Genomic DNA, 24597 nt, shown 5'->3' on the forward strand with positions numbered 1-24597 from the left:
TGGTCATAGCAACTATAATCATGTCTATTATTTGGGAGGTGTATTACTTGGAATTAGAAAAATATATAGGTGTTATTGTACACCGGGCAGATTTGAAACTTAATAATTATTATCAGAAAGTGGTTAATCCTTTCGATATTACAGTGGATCAGTGGGAGATACTGGTTATACTATGGGAAAAGGAAGGGATTACTCAAAAGGAAATCGCAGAAAGACTGTATAAAGATCAGACGAATATTGCTCGTATGTTATTCAAGCTTGAGAAGAAAGGCTTTATTCATCGTGTAACCCATGAAACGGATCGAAGATCCTTACGTGTATATCTAACTTCAAAGGGTCGAGAAATAAAAGATGAGATTCTTGCTCCATCTATTGAAGCGTATAGGAAGACTATTGATGGATTAACAGATGAAGAAGTCGAAACCTTTAGAAGGATACTATCTGCAATACATAATAATGTAAAGGATTTATAGTAGATTTTGTCTGTAACTGAATTATTTCATCAAATGAATTAGTTGCTACGACGATTATTGTCAAGGCCATTTGTTTTGAATCACTAAATTTATTGAAAATGAATTAAAAAGGGAAGTAAATAAAAAATCATGGTTTGATAGTTGCTATGGCAACTAGTGCTTTGACAACTATAAGGAGAGTGTAAATATGAAAACAAACAATAATAAAATAGGGATTTTTGATGCCCAGTACAGAGCTTTAACAATCGGTATTATCTTGGCAGTTACAACAGTAGCATTCGAGGGACTGGGAGTTACGACGATTGCACCGAAAGTGGCCCAAAGTTTGAATGCTATCCATTCTTATGGTTGGATTTTCAGTGCATTTCTTTTATCCCAAATTATTGGCACAATGGTCATTGGTCAGCAGATTGATAAGAATGGTGTGTACAAATCTTTTATCATTTCTATTCTAATTTTTGTTGGAGGGATTGTCATTGCAGCAACTTCCTTCAATATGTATATTTTGATCGGTGGAAGAGCTTTTCAAGGATTTGGTGCAGGTGCCCTTTTAACGTGTGTATATTCCAGCATTACTTTAAATTACCCTGATGGGCTTAGAACTAAAATTCTTGCAGCATTTTCTAGTGCTTATATTCTTCCTGCATTAATTGGTCCTTACATAGCAGGGCTTTTAGCTGAATATCAATCATGGAGGTTCGTGTTCTGGCTGGTTCTGCCTTTCATTATTCTATCTGTATTCTTAACGCTCCCGTCATTTCGTAAATTACAAACTGAAAATACAATTGCACCATCGGCTAAAAGAGGCGAGTATAAAGAAATATACGCGATTGTGTTAACGTTAGGAACGGGGTTGCTATTAGAAGGATTAGGATTAATACCTGATTGGAAGGGAATTGTGATTTCAGTTGCAGGGGTCTTGATTATGGTTCAACCTTTACGGAAACTGTTACCAGAGGGCGCTTTATTAGTTAAAAAAGGTTTGCCGGCAACCATTGTTACTAGAGGACTATTTGTTGCGTGCTACTTTGCCGTTGAAAGTTATGTTGTTTTAGCTCTAACAAATGTTAAAGGTTTATCGGCGGATGTTGCGGGTTTGATTGTTGCCACTGGAGCAATCAGCTGGTCAATAGCCGCGTGGTTGCAATCCAAGTTTGATGAAAGAGACCAAGGGAATGGTCGAATACAGCGAGTAATGGTCGGTGTTGCTTTAATGATTGTCGGAGTTGCACTGGTCATAACAGCCATGGGACTTTCAGGTAATGGAATCGTGCTCGCAGTGTTCTCACAAATACTTACCGGATTTGGAATAGGGTTGGCACATCCAACTACGGGAGCCATTGCACTACAACATGCCAAAGCAAGCGAAGCAGGTACGATTTCAGCGAACGTTCAATTTGTTGATGCGTTTAGTCCTGCATTAAGCATCGGATTAGGAGGTGCTCTAATTACCATAAGTGGAACTTTTGGATGGGGAATATTGACAGGAATCATGTTAGCCTTATCCATCCAGCTTCTTTTCGTACTTTTCAGTTTCATAGTCTCCTTCCGTATTGCGAAGAAGGACAGAAGATTACAGATATAATAACTGTGATTTTAAGTCAATTTAATATTAGGGAAGCCTTTTATTAGAAAGGTACATTTGATTGTTTACTACCCTCATTGGTTTAGATATGATTTTAAGTATAATCCTTCTAAAGAAACAAGGTGAGCCCTTACTACTAAAATAGTAGGGCTCACCTCTTTATTTATCTTCCTATTCTGTGTTTAATGCCAGTTGTACTCCATGCAATGGACTCCAATAAGTCATGCCTTAAAATTATCCTGCCACTTCAGCGAACGTTGCTCCAAGAATCTCACAAATGAATCAGAGAATTTACCAGCTAATGCAAAGATGATAATACCTACGAAGACGGTATCTGTCTGCATGAAGGAGCGGGCATCTTGGATACCTCTATCTGCGCCTAATAATTCGGCAGCGACTAAGCACATCCATGTAACGCTTAATGATAACCTTACACCTAACAGAATATTGGGTAAGGCAGAGGGTAACATCAGCCGCGTGATTTGATGGAAGCGATTATATTCCATGACTTTGGCAACTTCGAACAGTTTGTTGTCTATATTTCGTATACCGAGGAAGGCTTGCATGTACAACGGAAAGAAAGATCCAAGGGATATTAATAGCACTTTCGAGAGTTCGCCGAAGCCGAACCATAGAATAAAGAGTGGCGTGATGGCTAATAAGGGAACGGTATGGATCATTTGGAAAGAAGGATTCAAATAATGTTCTGACTTTCTGTTCATCCCCACAATAACACCGAAGAGTAATCCAAGTCCTCCTCCTAATAAGAAGCCAAGTAATGCACGGACTAAACTGATCTCCATATGAGACCATAGTTTGCCTGTGGCAATTAAGTCCATGGCACGGATGAGGATAAGAGAGGGTGATGAGAATAACAATGAGGGTAGAATACCTATTCGTGTAACTATTTCCCAGAGAATTAGAAAGGCAATGGGTAGAAACAAAGCGCGAAATAAGATGATGCCTCTTGTGGAGTTCGTTTTCTTTTTCTTAATGGTGTTTGCTTTACTCTGAGTAATTGTTACTGTAGACATTGCAATGATCCTTTCTATCGTAAAATAAAATATTTTAAATGATGAAATCTTCTTTATCGTTGATCTTATGATCTAGATGTTCGAGAATAATGGTTCTGAATTCTTGGAAAGCTTTGCTTGTTCTCGTTCTTGGATAAGGAATATCAATCGGTATAATAGCTTTAATGCGACCTGGTTTAGCATCCAATACGACAACTTTAGAAGACAAAAAGACAGATTCATCAATATCATGGGTGACAAGCACCATCGTTGTTTTATTCTTCTCCCAAATCTCATGTAAAGCTTCTTGCATATGGGATCGTGTAAAAGCATCTAGTGCACCAAATGGTTCATCTAATAATAGAACTTTCGGATTGCGTAGTAGTAGCGCGAGCAATGGCTAGATATAATAACGAATTCAAACATAAGATTATGCTACGGATGATGCCGCCCTACTGGTGTTGCGAAAAAAGGCCCAACAGATCCCGAGAAAGAATGATTGCTGCCTAAGATCGTCAAGATGTCATTACACTTATTGGGGAAGCTGTATTAGCAGGAGGACGGGAACGTCTAGCCTGTTAGGAGCATTCCATTACCCAACGAACGTTACAGCGGCTGGCGCAGTGAGCGATCCCCGCTGGAAGATCAACGTCCCCATGACATCAAACTAGCGCCTTCACATAAGCTAAGTGAACCCGAAGTTTAGCAGATCGTTGAAGTGATTAACCAAGCCGAGTATAAGAGTTTACCACCGAGTCAGATCGTGCCGAGACTTGTAGATCAAGGAATCTATCTCGGTTCAGAATCTACCTTTTACCGCGTCATGCACAAGTATGGGCAACAGCAACATCGTGGGCGTAGCCAGAAGCCTAGCTCAAAGCCCATTACTAATCATTGTGCCACCCAACCCAATCAAATGGATGTGGGATATTAGTGGGCTACAGGGTCCGGTCACTATCTCTATCTCGTTCTAGATTTATATAGTCGCAAAATTGTAGCCCGATGAAAGGAGCAACTCTACTTGAAACCCTATACAGTCTAGGAATAATACCCTCACGAAGTAGACCGCGAGTAAGCAACGACAATCCGTACGTAGAGCCTATTTTTAGAACGTGTAAAAACCGACCAAAACTACCCTCTTAAAGGATTTGGATCTAGAGGTGAGGCCGGGAGTGAGCCTTACGCTTTGTCCGATGGGTATAACTAGGAGCATCGTCACAGAGGGTTGAACTTCTTGACCCTGAATCAAGGACATCTGGGACTTTCTGAGGAGATATTTGAGAAGAGAAAGCAAGTCTAGGAGGCAGCAAAGGCGAAGAACCCTAGTCGTTGGTCTGAAAAAAACACGCAACTGGAGACTAGATAAACAGGTATGGCTCAATCCCGAAAAAGACGGGGTTATGGATGGATACCGATGAAGAGCATTCCGAATGACTACATAAATTCTATGGAATCGCGACAACTGTCTTGACAACTACCGAAGGACATCACTTGCTTTTTCTAAGATCATTAGATGTTATGAATATACCCTCTTCTAATTGACAATGATTATCGTTATCGAATATCATCATAGTGAACTGCAAAGGGATTTATTGCTGAATAATAGGTTCAGCATGTTGTCAAACGGGGGAGAAGAAATAGTGAACTGGGAAGAGTATATCCAAATGTGGGACAATGCATCGATTCAGTTGGTGGATATTCGCCAACTTGTGATAAGTAGCCGGGGGAAGCAGCAATATTCTCTCCCAGCCAGTGGTTTTATATATGTAGTGCAAGGACAAGGCACCATTTGGCTAGATGGTGAAATACATAAATTTGAACGGTTTTATCTACTGCATGCAGGAAAAGGAAGCAGTATAAGTATCGAGGTTGGACAAGATGAGGTCACGTACTATTACATTTTATATAGAGGTAGTATGTCCGCCAAAGCTAGTAAGGAAATACAGAAGAAATATCACATGAACAACCCTTTTCAGCTTCCGTATGCCTGCCGGCCTCTTGCTCCGGTCATTTTATATCGTCACGTGGATTCAATGTATGAGGAATGGAACCGTAGGGAGATTCTGGAACGTTTTCATGTGAAAATCTGGTTTTATCAGTTCGTATATACACTTGTCCAGCAGCTTAAGCTTCAGGGAGTTGCTTCAAAGGAAACGGATATGGTAGAAGAGATCATTCAGTACATTCACGAACATTTCAATGAGTCTATTTCTCTAGAGTCATTGGCGGAGCTATGGAATTACAGCATTCAATATTTATCGAGGCAATTCAAACGCCATACGGGGAGAAGCCCTATCGAATATGTGATTCAGACGCGGATGGCTAAAGCGAAGGAATTAATGATCCGGACAGATGCCACTGCACAGGAGATTGCTTCAAGCGTAGGTTATAGTGACGTTTTTTATTTTACACGTCTGTTCAAGAAGCAGGTCGGGATGACGCCAGGCCAATACAAAAAGCAAGTGAAGGAGAGCTCGGGCGGTTCAGATAGTCCATGGGAAGGGTTCGTATCCTCTATGGGCAAAAATGCTTCTTCTTGTTATATTATTGATGATAATCATTATCAATTAAAAACAAAGGGAGACAGGCAGATGTTAAAAGGAACAAGATCGAAGATAGCGTTAACTCTGATGTTATGTTTTACGCTGATACTTGCAGCTTGCACGAATGGGAACTCCAGTCGAAATAATAACCAGGGCTCACCAGGTGGAACTTCAGAGCAAAGTGCGGAGTCTACTCAAAATACGTCTTCCAATCAGACCAAAGAAGATACGAGCATGCGAAAATTATCAACGGTCAAGGGAGAAGTTAGTGTTCCGGCACATCCCAAACGTGTTGTTGTTGACTGGGACCTAGGGCCAGTCTTAGCTGTGGGGGTAACGCCAGTTGGGGCGTCTAGTACACAAATGAACTTTGCTGAATTTCTAAAGCCTTATTTACCAGAAACGATTCAAGATATTGGTTTAGATGGGAGTATTTCCATGGAGAAGGTATTGGATTTGTCTCCGGATTTGATTATTACTTGGAATAAGGATGCTTATGATAATTACTCCAAAATCGCACCGACCGTCGTGTTTGACACAAGCCAGTATTCAACAATTCAGGACGAAATTACGGCCATGGGCGATATCCTAGGTCGACAAGAAGAAGCTAAAAAGTGGATTGAAGATTTTGAAATACGTACGGAAGCTGCCCGCAATAAAATCAAAAATATAATTCCAAAAGATGCAACTATCTCAATTGTGGATTATGTTACTGTAGACAAATTTTTGATGGTGATTGGCAATTCAGGCGAACGAGGAGGCAGAGCTGCATACGATATTTTGGGTCTGAACCCTACCCCAAAAGTGAAAAGTGAAATCATTGATAAAAAAGCGGACCGTGTTGAAGTGTCTTGGGAGACTGTAAACGACTATGTAGGCGATTACGTCATTGTGCTTAAAGTTGATGGTAAAGAGCCACCCAAGCTGCCAGTGACCTGGACATCCTTAAATGCTGTCAAAAATCATCATGTGATTGAGATTGAAATGGAGAAATATTTTGCGGCGGATTCATTCTCATCCCTTTTACAGGCGGAAGATATTGCCGACAAGATCACGAAACTGGCTGCGACTACTAAATGATCAATTCTGTGTGCGATCTTTGTAATAGGTTGGATTTTTAGTGCTTGGAATGCTGATTTACAAATTCAAAAATTAGCGATTCACTTCATGGGATATTCAGCGTTGATGGGGGAGTTCATTAGTGGCCATTCTTGCTGTGGGTGCACATCATATGGCTTCGCTCCTTCATGCTAAGGATGTACCAATTATCGTTGCACTCAGATGCTTGTTCATTGGATAGAAGTAGATATGTTTCGTCTTAGGTAATCATTTTACGCGGTTAGAGTCCTATGGTCGTGCGATTAAGGTGTTAGAAAAAGGATCGATTTCGACAATAAAATAGATAATAATTTGGTTTACGAAGCGGGTCCTCACTTCGTTATCATGAAAGTTCCAGTTTAACGTGTTCATTACTGCCGATATTTTATGTAGTTCAAGAAATTACTTGCGCCGAATAAATTGATGAAAGTATAAGACTCCCGTTGCTTCTGTAGCACGGGAGTTTTTAACTTTTATTGGATTATCACGGAACATTGTAATTATGTTTATAATATTAACTTCTTGTGATGAAAAGTGGTTCAGAACTAGCCGGTCACTTCCATTGTTGAAACTGTCCGCTCCTTACTAATGAACGAGCCAGTCGGCAACTATGTTTAGATTGCACTTGCATGGTGTTCTTCGGGCGGTTTCGTTGTCGACTATAGCCTCTTACGGAAAATGTGCTTGCTCTAGCTGACGTTGGATATTTACTCTAGGGTTTGTTGAAAGCTTCTATTGATATTTGTATGAAGAATGATGTATGATTGAAACATACGATATCGTATGTTTTTTTTGGGAGGTGAGTGAGAAACGTGCAGCTAACGAGTGATGATTGGATTAAATCGGGACTTGAGACGTTATCGCAATCTGGAATTGCATCCGTAAAAATCGAAGCCATCGCTCGAAAATTAAAAATAAGCAAAGGGAGCTTTTACCACTATTTCAGGGATCGCGCTGATTTACTTGAAGCGATGCTTTTGTACTGGGAAGAGCACTTAACCCGAGAAGTTATTGGCCTGATGTCGAACAGCGGCATGTCTGCCAAAGAACAATTTCAGGCTTTGGTGTACCAAAGCTTCTCGCATACGACCAAGTTGCAATCGGCCATACTCGCATGGGCCAATCAAGATGAACAGATTGCGAAGCGAGTGAAGGCGATTGAGCATGATCGAGTGCGATACATTGAAAGGCTATTCACCGAAATGGGGTTCCATCCTGCTGAATCGGCTATGAGAGCAGAGATTAGTTATTTTACTTTTCTCGGTTGGATCGACCGAAGCAGCAGAGATCCGGCATTGAAATCAACTCAGTTGGCGGATGCGTTTATTAATCTCATCACACAGATGTCCTAGCGCCTTTTAAATTTGATTAAAAGGCTTTTCTTTAATCAAAACATACGGATTCGTATGTTTTGCATCAATTAATTTAAGGAGGAAGATGCAATGAGAGGTTTATTAAAGCTTGGCGGTTATTGCAATCTGGTCATTTCCCTGCTGCATATCGTGGGATTATTCTGGGCCAAGGAATTTTTCCGAGTAACAGGTGTTGCCGAACCCATGACCCAATTATCAGTGCTTCATTATTCGCTGCCTTATCTTTTAACCGTGCTAGTGGCTATCGCATTTGCCCTATTTGGTATCTACGCGGTGTTTGCGGAGGATGGATTTATCAAGCTTCCTTTTAAAAAAAACGTGATTTATGGTATTGTCATCATCTATTTCATAAGAGGGTTTGGAGAATGGATCGGGCATGCCGTTCTTGGGTCTGTGAATGCTTCTGAGACCCTCTACTCAAGTATTGCGATTGCAATTGGCGCCATGTATGGCTTGGGTGGATGGTACCTATTCAATAAAACAAAAACGATTCGTCGAATAAACGAAAATCGGAGGTGATCTGCGATGAGGATTTGGAAATATAGCGGCATGTACATGATCGTGACAGGGATTATCCATAATGTTGTAGGTTTGCTCATGGGTTGGGAAGTATTGAGCCTTATGGCGCAAGACGGTTGGGTCAATTCGGTGAATAATGAACCTGATAGGAACGCCATATTTTGGTTCCTATCAATGGGCTTCTTTTGGATGATTACGGGGTATGTTTTCCATAAATATTTGAAAAAAAGTGATCATGCGCTTCCGGATATTTTAGGGTGGTACTTACTCCTCTTCGCGATCGTTGGTTGCACGTTAATGCCTGTATCAGGGATATGGCTGTTTTTCCCGCAAGCCATCATAATCCTAGTAAAACGAAATAAGTAAGCAGTTAGGAAGGACCTGGCCATAGGCTGGGTTTTTCTATCGTTGTGTATTTCCCACCTAGTCACAAACCCAATAGATTAATCGCCAAGAAATCAACGTATTTACTCCAACATGCTTTATAATCCAGTCATCTGGTATGCATGCGTGGAGCGAAGAAGCGTTTGACCAAACGAGAAGAGAAAATAAGCCCATCTTCTTATCTAAGGGGTATAGCTAATGTTTTAATGATACACACGTACCTCTCATTGATGGGATGTTCGCGTGGGTCTGTCAAATATTTTGTGTAAACTCTTTTAAAAACCATCTCCCCCTCGGGGAGAGAAATTATCGTAAATGCTGACCAACTCGATCGAGGAAAAATACAGAGAGTTGAAGCAGCATTTGCCCCTAGTTTTGGACACGGAATGTCCATTTTCGAGTCACGTTCATGGTTACCAAGTAGAGCATTTTGAGCAAAACGCAGTCACCCAGAGGCGGCATGTGAGTAGTGGAAGATGTCCTATGTCAAAGGTATTGGAAAATCTTAAATGACTGTTTGAGCGACAATATACTCATTCTATTGCTTGTGTGAAAGAAGCTTAAAACTGTGGGTAATAGAGAATCACTTGTTGACTAAACAACTGGTGTTTATAATGGAGAGACAATCAAGGCGCTCATTTTTTTCTTTGTGTGTTTATCATGAGTCAAGCAACAGATGAATCAAAACATATGTTAACTTAGTCCCAAGAGTATTGCCATTAATGATGGATAGGGTTGAGTTGTTGAAGAAGAACGTCAGGGGAGTGGGGCTTGAAGCTTCTTGAGAAAGGTGCATAAATAAAGGATTATAGGAAGGAGCATTCATCATACGATGAAGCAGCAAGAAGAGTACAAACTCTGGAATCAATTACATATTGAGCTGGCCGACATCCGTCGGTATACACTTGCTGCGGGAGAATCAAGCAACGGCTACCATTTGCCTGCAAGTACTTTTCTATTCCTGTACAGGGGCAAAGCGAAGATAAGGATGGATGGGCTTGTTCATCCAGCTGAACATTTTTATTGTTTACATGGCTGCAAGGGTATGAGGCTGGATATTGAAGCAACGGAATATCTGGAATATTATTTGGTGCTTTATCGTGGCGAATTTTCGCTCCGCCGAAGATATTTTCTGAACAAGGGTGAAATTCCCCCGTCTCAGCAAATATTTGCATTTGCTCCCGCACAGCCTGTAGGGCTCTATCAGATAATGCTGCGAATGGAAGAGGCATGGGGCGAATCGACGGAGAAGGATAAATTTGTGGTGAAAACACTGTTCTATCAATTTATTCTGGAAATGCTTCAGCAAAAACAGCAGTTAGGAGTTGATCTCCTTCCTACAGAAGTTGTTAAGCAAGTAGTCCAGTATATGCATAAGCACCTAGACGAACCGTTGACGCTGGAGCTTCTAGGACAGAGGTTCGGCTACAATCCCCAGTATCTGGCCCGTAGATTCAAGGAATTGACGACGCGTAGCCCGATCGATTATCTTATTGGACTTCGTATTGGCAAAGCGTGTCATATGCTGCAATACACGGATGCTTCGATTGGTGAGATTTCCCAGAGTGTAGGCTATGAGGATGTGTTTTATTTTAACCGTATATTCAAAAAGAACGTTGGTCTCTCTCCCAGCCATTTCAAAAAAGAGCTGTCTGGTGAAGAGGATGTTCGGTTTAATCCATATAAAAGGTGGGGATTGTCCATGTCAGAGTCCACTTCTCAATGTTATGTTGATAATGATAATTATTATCAACATAACAAAAGAGGAGAGTATCACATGAACAGAACATCTAGAAAAAATATGATGGCAACACTTCTACTCTGTATGGCCTTATTGGTTACAGCTTGCGGAGGGGGGAACTCTAGTCTACAGTCTCCATCGGAAACATCTGCTCCCGGCTCAAATTCTTCTGAATCAACTCAGAAAACAACGCCTGTGGCAGCCACCAAGATCGTGAATACCATATTCGGAGAGGTGGAAGTTTTGAAAAATCCCGAACGCATCGTGGCGATTCAATATTTGAGCAGTCTTCTGGCAGTGAAGGCTAATGCAATCGGCTCTACGACGCGCATCATGGACAACCCGTATTTCAGTGGTTTAACGGACAATATTGAGATTGTCGGTTCTTCCGGCAGTGATGTTTCCTTTGAAAAGCTGATTGATCTTAATCCCGATCTGATTGTCGTAATGACCTCGGATGAGGAAGAATATAAAAAGTACAGTAAAATTGCACCAACGATTGCCATTCCCTATGGGAACTTTTCATCCATTGAAGAGGAAGTGAAGTTCTTTGGAGACCTGCTGGGGCGGGAGGAGGAGGCCACCACATGGATATCCGATTATACTGCGCGAATCGCTGCTGCCAATGCGAAGGTCCAAGCAGTGATACCCTCAGATGCAACCTTTAGTATTATGCAAGAAACAGACAAGACATTAAGTATATATGGCAGTGAGTTTGGCCGTGGCGGACAAGTTATTTATGGGAATCTAGGACGGATATCACCTCCATCCTATGATGAAGCTTTGTCGAAAGAGAAATATAAGGATATTTCAATAGAATTATTGGATCAATATGCCGGAGACTATATTATCCTGACTACCGAGAGATCACCGGAGGAACTTCGAAAGGATCCAATCTGGGGACAACTGGAAGCAGTCAAAAATGACAGACTATATGCCTGGTCCAACACTCGCTCCTATTTCATTGATCCGTTGTCGGTGTTGATGCAGACAGAAGAATTGACTGAGTGGTTGACGAATGCTCCACAGAAAAATTGACCAAGGACCTGTATTATTCAGCGGTAATTAATCTTTCATCATGAATCCATTTATAAGCGGGCCTATATATCTTCCAGCTGGCGTTATTGACCCACACGTACCTGTCATTGATGAGATGTTCGCGTGAATCAATTATAAATTATTTCCAGATTATAGTATGAAGCTGAAACTGCTGCGCACTTTATACATTTATACCTTTGGGAAATCTGCTGAAATACTTAAACAAGTCGGAGCGCATGTGGGGCAGCGCTCTGGCTTGTTTTTATTTGTGAAATTTCATCCTACTCATGAGTAAGATGAAACTTCACTCTTGCTATAATTAGTAATTAGGGTTATATTATTAATTAAATGATTGATCATTTAATTAATAATAATTAAATCTACAGAGAGTGGGAATGAATTTGGCAAGACCAATCAATGAAGAAAAAAGACAGGAGCGGCGTAGTTGTATCCTAAAAGAAGCCGTTGTCCTGTTCGCAGAAAATGGATATTCTAATACCACAACGGCTCTCATTGCGCAGAGAGTGGGAGTGACTGCTGGAACCATTTTTCAATATTTCCCTAGCAAAGAAGCTTTATTCAACGCCGCTGTCCTTGAGCCGCTTGCTGATATTCAGGAGAAGTCGCTTGCTTGTCTAAAACAAGAGGGGACACCGGGCGTATTAATTAAGAACATGGTAGAAGAACAATTCAATCATATCTATTGCTATACAAATGAATTGCGGCTTGTTCAATATGTCTTAGGACAACGGATAAGATTTCCTGAACTTACACAGAAGGTCCTTGAAAGTACAAAAGTAATGACAGATACTATCGAATGCGTCTATGCCAAGGGACAGTTAATGGGAGAATTCAACAAGAATTTTTCACCAGCTATGATCTCTCGTGCCTATATCTCTTTCTTAAATGGGATAGGCTTAACTCTTGGAGAAAGTATTATTCATCACCCCGAGTGGGGAAATTTGAAGGAGCACGCCTTATATTTGTTCGCACCTACACAACCTAAAAAAATGCGAGGGAATCTGAATGAGTGAAACATCATTACAACCAAATTTGACATTAAACGTTCGTTCGAAAAAACGGAGGAACATTATATTGATCCTAGGGATCGTGCTATTGCTTGTGGTGGGTTTAGTATTTTTTATATCCTATAAAGTAATGGATACCTTGATGCACCATCCTAGAGACACGAATGTCAGCTACGACTTGAATATCGATAAAACTCCCTACGAAGAGGTTGAGTTCAAGAGCTTGAAAAATGATAATACGATTAGAGGTTCTTTCTTTCATGCAAATGGTCTTTCCAATAAGGCAAGTGATAAGACGATTATTGTCGTCCATGGATATACAAGCAATCGTTTAGTCAAAGGGCGGACCAACAAGTTAGTAGAGCATTTCGTTCCGAAAGGCTATAATGTATTGGCATTTGACCTCAGTTCGCAAGGTAAATCCGATGGTAATATGATTACACTTGGCTTCAATGAAAAATATGATTTGCTTGGAGCTGTAAGCTATTTAAAATCCAGAGACCATGCTGGTGATAACATTGGAGTTATTGGCTTTTCAATGGGTGCTGCTACTACTTTGCTAGCCGCAAGTGAAAGTGATGACATCAAAGCTGTAGTTGCAGATAGTCCTTTTCGTAATGCAGGTCTATTTCTGAGAGAGGGTTTGCCCTTCTTCTCAGGTTTACCTTCTTTTCCATTTAGTTATACATCGATATGGGTGGGTAAATGGGTCTTAAAGGTTGATCTTGATTCCGTATCTCCTATGGATGCAGCAAAGAAGATGAAAGACAAGCCAGTTATGCTGATTCATGGAACTGGAGATCAGCAAATTAGTTATAAAAATACAGAAGCAATTTTTGAGTCATTAAAAGATGACCCATATGCGGAAGCATGGTACCCGCATAATACGGAGCACATCGATGCCATCAATCATTACCCCACTGAATATTTCCAAAGAGTAGATCGCTTTATGGATAAGTATATAGGAAAAGAGTAGAAACGACATGAAAGCCGGTGTTCCTTATAGTAGGGGAAAACCGGCTTTTCTGTTGTCACTTGACAAAATGGTGACCAACATTTAAATGTCATTGATGCGATGTTCGTATGAACCAATAATTAGAAGTTCTCGTGGCTAATATGTGCTGATAGAAAGGCATTACGTAGCCCCTGTTCGAGGACCGCGTGAACTTAGTGCCAGGAAGATGGAATTATGGACGGGACTCATATCGCCACGATACGAGATTTTTTAAAGAAGCCTCTTTTAATGGGGATTTAGCCATCAACATTGTGCCCCATAACCTAATCGCTCCCCAATTACACCTCCAATTAATTAATGGCCCGATCGCAGGAGCAAGCATTAATAATAATTGGTAAGCAATGTCTGAAATATTGTATTATGAGTGTACAACAACTATTTTATCCTATATTCGATTCGATCTTATCAACCTACATAAGGAGACTGAAATGAGAAAATATATAATATTTGGAGCTAGTCAAGGTCTAGGAGATGCGTTTGTCAAAGGATTACCTGATCTGGGAGATCAGGTTTGGTTAGTATCTAGAAGTAGACCGAATAGTTTGGATTTACAGGATGGAATTCAGAGGAACTGGATTCAAGCAGACCTGTCACAGCAGACTGCCGCAAACATCATCGTAGATGCACTACAAGAAGAGACGTTGGATGTGCTTATCTATAACGTCGGTATTTGGGAAAAAGAAGGCTTCGAAGATCACTATGATTTTGACAAGGATGAACCTGCTGAAATTGCTAACATCATTCATGTGAATATCACTTCGACCATCACCTGTATTCAAGCCCTATTGCCCAATTTACGAAAATCGGAAGCGGGTAAAATGATTCTGATCGGCTCAACGGCTGGATTAGCTCATACGAATAATTCCCAAGTCTCTTTTGTCGCTTCTAAATTCGGATTACGAGGAATAGCAAGTGCTTTGCGAGAGCATGTTCGAAAAGAAGGTATTGCGGTCACCTGTATCAATCCGGGAGAGCTTGCTGCTGAAATACCTTATGAAGAAGGAGCTGAAAGAGCGATCTCTGAATATAAAGGCACACGAATCCCCGTCCAAGATATTGTCTCTCTTGTGAAGTGCGTAGTCAGCTTATCCCCAGCAGCTTGTGTCAAAGAAATTCACGTTCCTGCTATAATGGATTTAAATGCATAAGCCTATCGGTGAAAAAACAGTGCATTGAAATAGAGTACTGAAATAAGGTTGAATTGGAGGTTCTACACGAAATGAATATATCTACGGATTTAATTAGACCTTTCCCTTCTTACGAAGAAGTATTTTATGATGATCTCGATAATCACCGAAAGCATTTTTTACCTATTTGTTCAATCAATCTACAATGTATCTATCCTGATCAGGATGAGTGGTTACATATTGTATCTGTAAAAGAAATACATGAAGGATGCGTAGGAGAGAATACTCAGCAATTTCATACATCTTTTACTAAAGAAGATATGGTAGGTTTTAATGTTATTGATGGAAAATACAAATTTGAGGCAGACTGGAATTACTTTATCCTCAATCAAAAACAGCAGTTGGAAAAGACGCATGAGAATTTGAAAGCTGACGGAGACAAAAAACATTTGAGAATGCTAAGGGATTTAGCGGAGTTGAATGACTTGGAGAAAGCCTATTTATTGAATGAAAAGGATTATCAAATCCGAAAGGAATTCTTTCATCAAAATAACATGATCTACCCGTATTCCAGTTTTGGTGATGATTTAGAATCAACAGAAGCATTATTACGTGATTTTGAAGAAAAACAGTCTAGTGGTTGGGGACTTGAGTTTCCTGAAGTAAATGGTATTTTAGATGATGTAGCTTTCATGTCTGACAAGACTCAGGAGTTTATGAAGGAAGATGATGAGTCCTTAGAAGACATGCTCAAGTTCGAACAGACCAATCTCAGCAATATTCCCAAAAATATGAATGGCGAAGTGTTTACATATGTTGGCTCATTGACTGGTTATTATTTTCAAGCGTATGGAGCAGATTGTGCGTATTTATTTTATGACAAGGATTTAGGAAAAGCTGTAATGTGTTTTGAATATACTTGATTCGAGATTTAGTGAAAAACAGATATACATAGGAGATTTTATTTGAGAGAAGATATGAAAAACAACGAATATCCAATCCTTGTAGCTCATTTAGGATATTTAGACTACGAAGGCAGTGTAAAAGTAGCTGATTCGTTTTTGGAACTCTGTAAAGGTGGAATATCTGCTCGTACCTTTAATTCCACCGACAGTTCCACGGGGCATATGGGGTTTAGATGCATTTCATGAACGGATTAAATAAAGGATATGGAAGCATTCCTCTTAGGGAATGTTCCATATCCTTTATTTGAGTCTAACTTAGTCAGTACTGATTACGAGGTTTTAGATTAAATGAATTAACATGGTTCTCCACTGTCATAGTTGAACTGCCACTCAATTCCAAATTTATCTACTACACTACCGTAGAGTTTACTCCAGAAAGTTTCTTGAAGTTCCATGCCAACCTTACCGCCTTCTTTCAGCTGTTCAAATAAAGATTTAACTTCATCGATATTCTTAGTAACGACTGCAAGGCTTATGTTATTACCTACAACAAAAGGCATTCCGGGGAAAACATCGGAAAACATCACGTTGCTGCCACTAAGATTTAGTCGTGTATGCATAACTAAATCTTTCGCTTCCTCTGGAAGTGGGTGTGCTGGATCTGGTGGGGTGTCTCCAAAGGACATGATATGAGGTTGTTCTGTTCCAAATACCTGTGCGTAAAAAGTTACCGCTTCACGACAGTTCCCGTTAAAATTTATGTATACATCAATTGCCATTTCCTTCACTCCTTAGTTAAAATTTGATTGTAAATCATTTACTGATCTGTATATTCTATATTGTATCATTCAACAGCGAAGAAGCAAATATCGTTGCCGATGTTTTATAAGTAATTGTATTATAAAGTAAGAATAATGATGAAAGCTTTTAATTGGAATATGGGGGAGAACTAATGCATGAAATTATTTTAGAACAACTTAAAGCAATAGAACAACAACACAACGTGAAGATCCTCTTCGCAGTGGAGTCGGGTAGCCGTGCGTGGGGATTCCCTTCGCAAGATAGTGACTATGATGTTCGATTCGTATATATCCGGCATCCTGAGTGGTATTTATCCATTGATGATAAAAGAGATGTTATTGAAGTCCCTATTAACGACATACTCGATATTAACGGTTGGGATATTCGAAAAGCTTTGAAATTATTCAGAAAGTCTAATCCTCCGCTACTGGAGTGGTTGGTATCCGATATTCTTTATTATGAGGCTTACGGATTTAAAGAAGAAATGCTAATACTCAGACAACAGGTGTTCTCTCCAAGAGCTTCATTGCATCATTATCTCAGTATGGCGAAGGGCAATTTCAGAACATATTTACAAGGGGATCAAGTCAAGATAAAGAAATATTTCTACGTTCTTAGACCCATCCTAGCTTGCAAATGGATTGAGAAATACAACACGAACCCACCGATTCTTTTCGATGAATTAGTATCTGACCTAGTTACGGATGTACAATTGAAACGAGAAATTGAGGATTTGTTAAGAAGGAAAATAGCTGGAGAAGAACTGAACTTACAAAATCGTGTGGATGTGATTAATGATTATATTGATAAAGAAATTGAACATTTGACTGCATTTGCTCATTCCCACAAGAATGAATTGAAAGATCCAACAGATCTATTAGATCAACTATATCGAAAGTATTTGAAAATGGTGTGGAATTAACGAGTAGTGTAAAAAAAACGCACCAGTAGGTGCGTTTATACTTTCAACTCATTATGGGATATTAACGAATTCTCAATTTGGATCGTTGTATGTTCTATTTTTAATTTCTCCCTAATGATATTAATCGCCTCTTGTAATATGGTTTGACTGTTCTTATCGTCTTCAATTAACATATGACAGCTTAAAGAATCTAATCCAGAGGTAATTGTCCATATATGGAGGTCGTGTACATCGATAACACCATCTATTTTTTCAAGAAAGGTTTTGACTTCTGCTTGATTAATGGTGAGTGGAGTGCCCTCCATCAATATATGAACCGAATGCTTAATGACGCCCCAAGCACTTTTTAGAATCAATAATGCAACTATTACCGATATAATAGGGTCTGCTATATACCAATCAAATAAGAGCATGAATACTCCAGCTACAATTGCCCCAACAGACCCTAATGCATCCCCAAGGATATGCAGATAGGCACTCCGTAAGTTAACATTATTCTTCACATCGCCTTTGCGCATTAACGACCAAGCACTAATTAAATTCGCCAACAAACCTATGGATGCGATCAACATCATTGCGCCACTTGCAACAGTCGGAGGTTCGGAGAAACGACCGATGGCTTCCCACACAATAAATCCTGCGATTACGAATAAACTAATACCATTAAATAATGCTGCTAATATTTCAAAGCGATAATATCCATAACTTTTCTTGGGAGAAGCTGGTCTCGATGCGAACCATATCGCAATCAAACTTAGTAGCAAAGAGCTCGTATCGCTAAGCATATGACCGGAATCGGATAATAAAGCCAGGCTGTTTGTAATTATTCCGCCAAAGAATTCTAGAAACATAATCCCCGCAGTTATGACTAGGGCTATAATTAACCCTTTTTTATTTCCTTCTCTTGCTTCTTCAAAATGACCATGACTATGATCATGACTATGTCCGTGTCCATGATGATGGTGATGTCCCATGAGAAATCCTCCTTATTTACATTCGATATGAGATAGTACTTGGTTTAAAATGGTAATGACGTGTTCATCATCATAGGTATAATAAAACGTGTTGCCTTCCCGTCTATATTTAACAAGACGTAGGTTTCTTAAAAAGCTTAATTGATGGGAAACGGCTGATTGAGTCATTTCTAATACTTCAGTAATGTGATTGACTGAGCATTCCTCTTGAGACAGTAAATATAATATCTTTATTCTAGTTGGGTCTGCCAACGCTTTGAATGTTCGTGAAGCTTCATCAACGGTATCAGGTGATAAAAAGGAATGCGCGTTTTGTTGCATGAATACTGGACCTCCTTTAGTTGTGTTATAGATGGAGTATATGTACTTATCATGGGTGTTTGAAAACTGTTAGTAAAAGTGAATGAACATATGCTCATATAGAATATATTATTAATGGCGAACTTTGTCAATCCCTCCTGAAGACGTTTCTTTTGTGTAAAGATAGTTCTAGCATTTTGGCACTTTATTTTAATTGTTAATAATTATTATTGAAATAATATTTCAAAAGTGTTATTCTTCATTTAGAAAGCGATTTCAAAAACGGAAAAGGATGATGATGAAAATCATGTTAGAGCATTTGACAACAGAGACTCGCAATAAGAAGACAATGAACTTGGATGAATTAACACCTCTTGAACTTCTAGAAGTGATGAATGAAGAAGATCAAAAGGTCGCACAAGCTGTTAAACAAGAAATTCCGCAAATTGCCAAAGCGGTAGAAGCGATTACAACGGCGATCAAACAAGGAGGACGCTTAATTTACATGGGAGCTGGAACGAGTGGACGTATCGGTTTGCTAGATGCTGTTGAATGTCCGCCAACATTCGGGACAGCACCTGAAGAGGTAGTTGGGCTAATTGCTGGTGGAGAGAGAGCGTTTATTAAAGCGGTCGAAGGTGCAGAGGACAATGAACAATTAGGGATGCAAGATTTACAAGATATTAAGCTTACAGCCAAAGATATTGTCGTAGGAATTGCTGCTAGCGGTCGTACGCCTTATGTCATCGGTGGATTAGAATATGCCAATTCTATTGGAACGCCTACTGTAGCCGTGAGTTGCAACAAAGATTCAGCGATTGGTAAAGTTGCCAAGATTGCAATTGAAGTCGTAAACGGACCGGAAGTGTTAACAGGATCAACACGTTTAAAAGCTGGGACCTCTCAAAAATTAATTTGCAACATGCTTTCAACTGCTTCAATGATTGGAACGGGGAAAGTATATGGAAATTTAATGGTAGATGTACAATTAACCAATGAAAAACTTGTAGAACGTGCTAAACGTATTGTGATGGATGCGACAGATTGTGACGCTGAAACAGCAGAAGACTATTTGAAACAAGCAGATCACAAACCGAAAATTGCAATTGTGATGATTCTTGCTGGGCTTTCTAAAGAAGAAGCTGTACAACGTTTGGAAGAATCTCAAGGTTTTGTACGTCAAGCGATAAAATAATACGAAAGTAAGAGAGGGGCATAAACATGAGTAAATATCATGATATAGCGGTCCGAATACTAGAGACTGTCGGTGGTAGTTCAAATGTATCCTCATATACCCATTGCATGACTCGTCTTCGTGTAACTGTTGTTGATCGCAGTCGAATCGCTGAAGCGGAATTGAAGAAGATTGATGGGGTTCTAGGTGTAGTGGACGCTGAAACGTATCAAATCATTCTCGGACCAGGGGTCGTGACCAAAGTAGCCGAACAATTTGGTGAAGTGTTAGAAGGAAGTGTCGCAGCAGGGGGTGAAAGTTCATCTTCGGCTGAACAATTACAATCAAAAGGCGCACAAATGAAAGCGCAATTAAAGAAAAAGAATGATACACCCTTCAAAAACTTTTTGCGAAAAATAGGAAATATTTTCATACCCCTAATTCCTGCGTTCGTTGGAGCTGGTTTAATTGCAGGTATTGGCTCGATTCTAGCTAACAATATTACAGCAGGCAACATAGACGCCGCAACTTGGCAGCAATATGTAACGATATTAAACGTAATTAAAAATGCAATTTTTACTTACTTAGTCATTTATGTCGGTATTAATGCAGGGAAAGAATTTGGAGCTACTCCTGCTCTTGGTGGAGTGATCGGTGGGGTAACGATTTTAACAGGTGTTACAGCTGAACTGCCCATTTTTAATATATTTACGGGTGCGCCTTTAACGCCAGGGCAAGGTGGGGTTATTGGCGTTCTAATCGCAGTATGGATTTTATCAATCGTTGAAAAATATTTGCGTAAAATTATTCCTGATGCCGTTGATATTATCGTTACTCCTACAATTGCCTTACTAGTCGTGGGGCTGATTACGATATTTTTCATCATGCCATTCGCTGGATTTATTTCTAGTAACTTAATCGGAGCGATTAACTGGACGTTAGAACGTGGTGGTGCATTCTCAGGTTTTGTATTAGGAACAGCGTTCTTACCGCTTGTTATGTTAGGACTGCATCAGGTATTGACGCCGATTCACATTGAGATGATCAATAGTTCAGGTATGACGCTATTACTTCCAATGCTTGCTATGGCTGGTGCGGGTCAAGTAGGGGCATCCATTGCATTATGGATTCGTTGCAAGAAGAACAAATCATTAACGAACATGATTAAAGGTGCTCTTCCAGTTGGTATTCTGGGAATCGGCGAGCCATTGATTTATGGGGTAACCTTACCGCTAGGTCGTCCGTTTATTACAGCTTGTATTGGCGGAGGTATTGGTGGTGCGGTCATTGGTTTATTTGGCAACGTTGGAGCGATAGCCATTGGGCCATCTGGAGTCGCGTTAATTCCATTGATCGCGAATGGATTATGGTTGAAATATGTAATAGGGTTAATTGCAGCATACGCTGGTGGATTTATAATCACTTATTTATTTGGTATACCAAAAGAGGCTATGGCAGAACAGGAATAACTGACTAGAAATACTGAGGTGATTCGATTGTTGGGGATTTCAATTTTTATAGCGGACCGGACGTTAGAAGAAAACATGAATTATATGAAAGAAATGAAGGAAGCAGGTTGTACAGAGATATTTACATCACTTCATATGCCGGAAGATGATATAGAACTATTGAAGGAGAAATTGCTGGGAATTGCAAACGCTGCCAAACAATTAGGAATGGACTTGATGGCAGATATTTCTGGGAAAGCATTGGAGAAATTTTCATTTCCCTTTTTATTGCAATCAGGTGTTACAGGTTTGCGGATGGATTTTGGATTTAGCGCCCATGAAATTGCCGCCTACTCGCAAAAAATGAAAATTGCCTTAAACGCCAGCACATTAACATCAGAGTTCTTAGCTACATTAAAGGATCATCATATTTGTCTTGAGAACATTGAAGCTTGGCATAATTATTATCCCCGCCCGGAAACAGGTCTTGATAAAGAAACGTTTATAGAGAAGAACAAATGGTTGCAAGCGGAAGGAATTACGACAATGGCCTTTATTCCGGGAGACGGGCTGAAGAGAAAACCATTATTTGAAAGTTTGCCTACATTAGAGAAGCATCGGAATCAATCTTCTTTTCTAGCTTACTTGGAATTAGAGAAAGATTGTGCCGTGGACAAAATTTTTGTTGGAGATTTAACACTTTCAGAATGGTCTCAGCATCAATTTCAAAGGTATGCAGAAGGAATTATTCCTTTGCGAGTAACCAAGGAACTGCCTTATGCATTATGGGATATTGTTCATCGGAATCGCCTTGACGCTGCACGTGATGCCGTTCGCTCAGAAACTGCACGTACAGATGAAGAGCGTTTTGTAATGACAAAAAATATTGCGCCTATGCATACGACCAAGCGACCTAAAGGAACGATTACTGTAGATAATTATTTGTATGGCCGCTATGAACATGAGTTACAGATCACGTTAACGGATTTGCCGGCTCATGAAGGTGTTAATGTGATTGGTCATGTTATAGAAGAAGATATTCCTCTATTGGATTACGTTAGAAAAGGCGGAAGCCATTTTTCCTTTACAACTGCTTCTTAATGATTACTCCCCTCTATTTTGTTACAATAAGGAAAATAGATTAAGTAGAGGAGATAAGGACTTGGTAGTAGGAAGTATGATTTCTCAAATTGAACTAGTATTAAATGAACTACCAGAATCAGAAAAAAAAGTAGCAGAGTACATTCTTGCAAATGCTAAAGAAGTCATGCATATGACCATACATGAGTTAGCGAAGAAAGCGGAGGCAAGTAGTGCTGCGGTTGTTCGTTTTTGCAGGTCGCTAGGAATAGATGGTTTTCCCGCTCTGAAAATCCGTTTATCAGCGGAAGTAGAAAACACGCAGTATGTTGGCTACTTTGATGTTGAATCGAATGAAACGGTGCATTCTATCATTGATAAAATGTTGTCGAATACAATACTGACCTTCCAGAATACGGCCAGTCAACTGGATGCGCAATCTATTGAGCAGGCAGTGAACATGTTACAACAGGCAGAAGTTATTTATGTTTACGGAATAGGTGCCTCTTTTATTATTGCAGAAGATGCAGCACAAAAATGGCTTCGACTTGGCAAAAATGTCTATGCTATTTCAGATCGCCATTTATTAGCAGCGGCCCTGGCTACGAAATCGGAAAACGCCGTCTTCTGGGGAATTTCTTATAGCGGTGAAACGAGAGAGGTTATTCAATTAATAAAACGAGCTAAGGAACAGGGGATAAAAACAATTAGCCTCACTCGTCCTGGAAATAACAAGCTTTCTCAGCTTGCTGATGTTTCTTTATTTACATCACGTGCGCCGGAAGCAAAGCTTCGTAGTGCGGCAACAAGCTCTAGATTTGCTCAATTATTTGTGTTAGATATTGTCTTTAGCGCATATGCTTCTGCTCAGTATGATTTTACTGTGGAGCAGCTAGCGAAGACAAGACAAATGATTGAAGTGTTGTATGATTAATGTTGTGATAAGTTTGTAGAGAAGTAGACGGGAACCTTCGGTAGCTACTAGACTGCTGTCTGAAGCCGAATAGGAGAAAACAACGGTAAATACTTTATACTGTATACTCAGGAAAATTTGAAGTTGGGGGAACTGGATTAAATAAAGGATATGGAAGAATTCCTCTAGGGGAATGCTCCATATCCTTTATTTGGGTATATCGTAGTTAGCACTGATTATGAGGTTAATCTTTAGGGCAACGCTCTCTTTTGAAGGGGAACCAAAGAAAGAAGTTTTTGAGAGATACTGGATTAGAGTAACTCGGCAGTTCTTTTTGTTATGTTCATGATGTGGAACGTTTTGTTGGTAATTCAATTAATGTAATATGATAATCAGATCCACTGCACAAAGACTTATCCGGACAACCTGTTCATCTAACGGGCAGGTTGGCCACGATTTTGTAGTATTTTATGTTAATATATTAAAAAAAGGAAATTATTTAGGTGGATAATGCCATCATGCAATAAAAAGTATGTTTAAACAAGTTTCTGTCATATTCTTTACTCTAGCAGTTCTAGCTCTCTGTGTGTCGAATAAATAAAGTAAAATAAAGAATAATTCAATAATTTAGAAATAAGTAATTTATTGTAGAGGATTTGAATAGATGAATATCTTTTTATATCTCATGATTTTATTTTCAATTCTGATGATTGTACTTATCGTACTGATCGTTTTTAAGATAATCACGAAGAAAGAATTACCGAGCAGTAATTATACACCATTCGATTATATTACAGCTCAAACTAGTGTTGAATTTCATGAAGAGAAAGAAGATAAGGAGGAAGAGGACGACAAAGGTGATGATAAAGATAAGAACAACTCTAAAAAGAAGAAGAATAGGTGAATATTTGATTCAGGAGGACTATACTAGCTCCACAATCAACGAAAAAGACCAAAGATGCATAACGTGAATTTGGTCTTTTTGGTTTCGGTAATTTCCATGTCGTGGTCCACTTGGGATATTATTGATTATGAAACTTTTTCCATTTCCTTATGTTTATAATGATGATCATTTAAATTAATCTAAGCCAAAGTTGTAAAAGATAGTGGTAAAAAAATGGGGTGTACTTCAAAAGATATTTG

22 protein-coding genes and 2 pseudogenes are annotated in these 24597 nt (G+C 39.6%); 18 read left to right on the forward strand and 6 right to left on the reverse strand.

Translation table 11 applies throughout. The features are described from left to right. The first annotated feature begins 47 nt into the window (after positions 1-47). Positions 48-473 (forward strand): MarR family winged helix-turn-helix transcriptional regulator, encoded by a 426-nt coding sequence (locus tag PGLA_RS06975; protein WP_068530744.1) that lies wholly within the window; start codon positions 48-50, stop codon positions 471-473. A 187-nt stretch (positions 474-660) separates the two neighbouring features. Beyond that, positions 661-2058, forward strand: a complete 1398-nt coding sequence (locus PGLA_RS06980; protein ID WP_068530747.1) for an MFS transporter — start codon at positions 661-663, stop codon at positions 2056-2058. A 221-nt stretch (positions 2059-2279) separates the two neighbouring features. Here PGLA_RS06980 and PGLA_RS06985 read toward each other — a convergent pair whose 3' ends face one another. Both PGLA_RS06985 and PGLA_RS06990 read right to left on the reverse strand, forming a co-directional pair. After that, a complete protein-coding gene (locus tag PGLA_RS06985) occupies positions 2280-3092 on the reverse strand; it encodes an ABC transporter permease (protein WP_068530749.1) in 813 nt (270 codons plus the stop codon). Between the two features lie 34 nt (positions 3093-3126). Beyond that, positions 3127-3456 (reverse strand): annotated as a pseudogene (locus tag PGLA_RS06990) (ABC transporter ATP-binding protein); the annotation flags it as partial. A gap of 333 nt (positions 3457-3789) precedes the next feature. Between PGLA_RS06990 and PGLA_RS27330 the strand changes: the two are divergent. From PGLA_RS27330 to PGLA_RS07010, 5 genes are all read left to right on the forward strand, one after another. Continuing rightward, positions 3790-4005: a hypothetical protein gene (locus PGLA_RS27330; RefSeq protein ID WP_145939497.1), complete on the forward strand. Its 216-nt coding sequence runs from the start codon at positions 3790-3792 to the stop codon at positions 4003-4005. A 679-nt stretch (positions 4006-4684) separates the two neighbouring features. After that, positions 4685-6694, forward strand: a complete 2010-nt coding sequence (locus PGLA_RS06995) for an AraC family transcriptional regulator (protein ID WP_211269506.1) — start codon at positions 4685-4687, stop codon at positions 6692-6694. An 830-nt stretch (positions 6695-7524) separates the two neighbouring features. Then, complete coding sequence (locus PGLA_RS07000) at positions 7525-8064, forward strand: TetR/AcrR family transcriptional regulator (protein ID WP_068530756.1); 540 nt, start codon at positions 7525-7527, stop codon at positions 8062-8064. Positions 8065-8154: 90 nt separating this feature from the next. Then, positions 8155-8604, forward strand: coding sequence for a hypothetical protein (locus PGLA_RS07005; protein WP_068530759.1), 450 nt, complete (start codon positions 8155-8157; stop codon positions 8602-8604). 6 nt (positions 8605-8610) lie between these two features. Then, on the forward strand, positions 8611-8970 hold the full coding sequence (locus tag PGLA_RS07010; protein WP_068530762.1) for a DUF6463 family protein: 360 nt from the start codon (positions 8611-8613) through the stop codon (positions 8968-8970). A gap of 324 nt (positions 8971-9294) precedes the next feature. Here PGLA_RS07010 and PGLA_RS28815 read toward each other — a convergent pair. Continuing rightward, positions 9295-9435 (reverse strand): annotated as a pseudogene (locus PGLA_RS28815) (IS256 family transposase); the annotation flags it as partial. 385 nt (positions 9436-9820) lie between these two features. On the opposite strand from PGLA_RS28815, the gene PGLA_RS07015 reads away from it, so the two are divergent. The 5 genes from PGLA_RS07015 (at position 9821) to PGLA_RS07035 (ending at position 15860) form a co-directional block, all read left to right on the forward strand. Next, positions 9821-11767 carry an AraC family transcriptional regulator gene (locus PGLA_RS07015; RefSeq protein WP_068530766.1) on the forward strand — a complete coding sequence of 649 codons (1947 nt, stop codon included), beginning with the start codon at positions 9821-9823 and terminating at the stop codon, positions 11765-11767. Between the two features lie 401 nt (positions 11768-12168). Beyond that, complete coding sequence (locus PGLA_RS07020; protein ID WP_068531345.1) at positions 12169-12801, forward strand: TetR/AcrR family transcriptional regulator; 633 nt, start codon at positions 12169-12171, stop codon at positions 12799-12801. Then, a complete protein-coding gene (locus PGLA_RS07025) occupies positions 12794-13771 on the forward strand; it encodes an alpha/beta hydrolase (RefSeq protein ID WP_068530768.1) in 978 nt (325 codons plus the stop codon). Before PGLA_RS07020 ends, PGLA_RS07025 begins: the two co-directional genes overlap by 8 nt. A 467-nt stretch (positions 13772-14238) precedes the next feature. After that, complete coding sequence (locus PGLA_RS07030; RefSeq protein WP_068530771.1) at positions 14239-14958, forward strand: SDR family NAD(P)-dependent oxidoreductase; 720 nt, start codon at positions 14239-14241, stop codon at positions 14956-14958. A gap of 71 nt (positions 14959-15029) precedes the next feature. Next, on the forward strand, positions 15030-15860 hold the full coding sequence (locus PGLA_RS07035) for a siderophore biosynthesis protein (RefSeq protein ID WP_068530774.1): 831 nt from the start codon (positions 15030-15032) through the stop codon (positions 15858-15860). A 335-nt stretch (positions 15861-16195) separates the two neighbouring features. On the opposite strand, the gene PGLA_RS07045 is transcribed toward PGLA_RS07035, so the two are convergent. Continuing rightward, positions 16196-16621, reverse strand: coding sequence for a VOC family protein (locus PGLA_RS07045; RefSeq protein WP_068530780.1), 426 nt, complete (start codon positions 16619-16621; stop codon positions 16196-16198). A gap of 173 nt (positions 16622-16794) precedes the next feature. Between PGLA_RS07045 and PGLA_RS07050 the strand changes: the two genes are divergently transcribed. Continuing rightward, entirely contained in the window at positions 16795-17565 is a 771-nt protein-coding gene (locus tag PGLA_RS07050; protein ID WP_068530782.1) for a nucleotidyltransferase domain-containing protein, read from the forward strand. A gap of 35 nt (positions 17566-17600) precedes the next feature. Here the strand turns inward: PGLA_RS07050 and PGLA_RS07055 are convergent, their stop codons facing one another. Both PGLA_RS07055 and PGLA_RS07060 read right to left on the reverse strand, forming a co-directional pair. Continuing rightward, positions 17601-18539: a cation diffusion facilitator family transporter gene (locus PGLA_RS07055; protein ID WP_068530784.1), complete on the reverse strand. Its 939-nt coding sequence runs from the start codon at positions 18537-18539 to the stop codon at positions 17601-17603. A gap of 12 nt (positions 18540-18551) precedes the next feature. Further along, positions 18552-18860, reverse strand: a complete 309-nt coding sequence (locus tag PGLA_RS07060) for an ArsR/SmtB family transcription factor (protein ID WP_068530786.1) — start codon at positions 18858-18860, stop codon at positions 18552-18554. 286 nt (positions 18861-19146) lie between these two features. Between PGLA_RS07060 and murQ the strand changes: the two genes are divergently transcribed. The 5 genes from murQ to PGLA_RS07085 all read left to right on the forward strand — a co-directional run bounded on the left by murQ (position 19147) and on the right by PGLA_RS07085 (position 24358). Further along, positions 19147-20034: an N-acetylmuramic acid 6-phosphate etherase gene (gene murQ / locus PGLA_RS07065; RefSeq protein WP_068530789.1), complete on the forward strand. Its 888-nt coding sequence runs from the start codon at positions 19147-19149 to the stop codon at positions 20032-20034. A 26-nt stretch (positions 20035-20060) separates the two neighbouring features. Continuing rightward, positions 20061-21482 (forward strand): PTS transporter subunit EIIC, encoded by a 1422-nt coding sequence (locus PGLA_RS07070; RefSeq protein WP_068530791.1) that lies wholly within the window; start codon positions 20061-20063, stop codon positions 21480-21482. Positions 21483-21512: 30 nt separating this feature from the next. Further along, positions 21513-22562 carry a DUF871 domain-containing protein gene (locus PGLA_RS07075; protein ID WP_425415349.1) on the forward strand — a complete coding sequence of 350 codons (1050 nt, stop codon included), beginning with the start codon at positions 21513-21515 and terminating at the stop codon, positions 22560-22562. 76 nt (positions 22563-22638) lie between these two features. Further along, entirely contained in the window at positions 22639-23475 is an 837-nt protein-coding gene (locus tag PGLA_RS07080) for a MurR/RpiR family transcriptional regulator (protein WP_068531347.1), read from the forward strand. Between the two features lie 664 nt (positions 23476-24139). Beyond that, on the forward strand, positions 24140-24358 hold the full coding sequence (locus tag PGLA_RS07085) for a DUF3951 domain-containing protein (protein WP_245699740.1): 219 nt from the start codon (positions 24140-24142) through the stop codon (positions 24356-24358). Positions 24359-24597: the final 239 nt, after the last annotated feature.

It is taken from the genome of Paenibacillus glacialis (genome assembly GCF_001637205.1).
GTDB classification, from domain to species: Bacteria; Bacillota; Bacilli; order Paenibacillales; family Paenibacillaceae; genus Paenibacillus_AQ; species Paenibacillus_AQ glacialis.

Coding starts and splice junctions, on each gene's coding strand:
- PGLA_RS06980 (WP_068530747.1), top strand. CDS start 661: ATGAAAACAAACAATAATAAAATAGGGATTTTTGATGCCCAGTACAGA.
- PGLA_RS06985 (WP_068530749.1), bottom strand. CDS start 3,092: ATGTCTACAGTAACAATTACTCAGAGTAAAGCAAACACCATTAAGAAA.
- PGLA_RS06995 (WP_211269506.1), top strand. CDS start 4,685: ATGTTGTCAAACGGGGGAGAAGAAATAGTGAACTGGGAAGAGTATATC.
- PGLA_RS07005 (WP_068530759.1), top strand. CDS start 8,155: ATGAGAGGTTTATTAAAGCTTGGCGGTTATTGCAATCTGGTCATTTCC.
- PGLA_RS07010 (WP_068530762.1), top strand. CDS start 8,611: ATGAGGATTTGGAAATATAGCGGCATGTACATGATCGTGACAGGGATT.
- PGLA_RS07015 (WP_068530766.1), top strand. CDS start 9,821: ATGAAGCAGCAAGAAGAGTACAAACTCTGGAATCAATTACATATTGAG.
- PGLA_RS07025 (WP_068530768.1), top strand. CDS start 12,794: ATGAGTGAAACATCATTACAACCAAATTTGACATTAAACGTTCGTTCG.
- PGLA_RS07030 (WP_068530771.1), top strand. CDS start 14,239: ATGAGAAAATATATAATATTTGGAGCTAGTCAAGGTCTAGGAGATGCG.
- PGLA_RS07035 (WP_068530774.1), top strand. CDS start 15,030: ATGAATATATCTACGGATTTAATTAGACCTTTCCCTTCTTACGAAGAA.
- PGLA_RS07045 (WP_068530780.1), bottom strand. CDS start 16,621: ATGGCAATTGATGTATACATAAATTTTAACGGGAACTGTCGTGAAGCG.
- PGLA_RS07050 (WP_068530782.1), top strand. CDS start 16,795: ATGCATGAAATTATTTTAGAACAACTTAAAGCAATAGAACAACAACAC.
- PGLA_RS07055 (WP_068530784.1), bottom strand. CDS start 18,539: ATGGGACATCACCATCATCATGGACACGGACATAGTCATGATCATAGT.
- PGLA_RS07060 (WP_068530786.1), bottom strand. CDS start 18,860: ATGCAACAAAACGCGCATTCCTTTTTATCACCTGATACCGTTGATGAA.
- murQ (WP_068530789.1), top strand. CDS start 19,147: ATGTTAGAGCATTTGACAACAGAGACTCGCAATAAGAAGACAATGAAC.
- PGLA_RS07070 (WP_068530791.1), top strand. CDS start 20,061: ATGAGTAAATATCATGATATAGCGGTCCGAATACTAGAGACTGTCGGT.
- PGLA_RS07080 (WP_068531347.1), top strand. CDS start 22,639: ATGATTTCTCAAATTGAACTAGTATTAAATGAACTACCAGAATCAGAA.
- PGLA_RS07085 (WP_245699740.1), top strand. CDS start 24,140: ATGATTTTATTTTCAATTCTGATGATTGTACTTATCGTACTGATCGTT.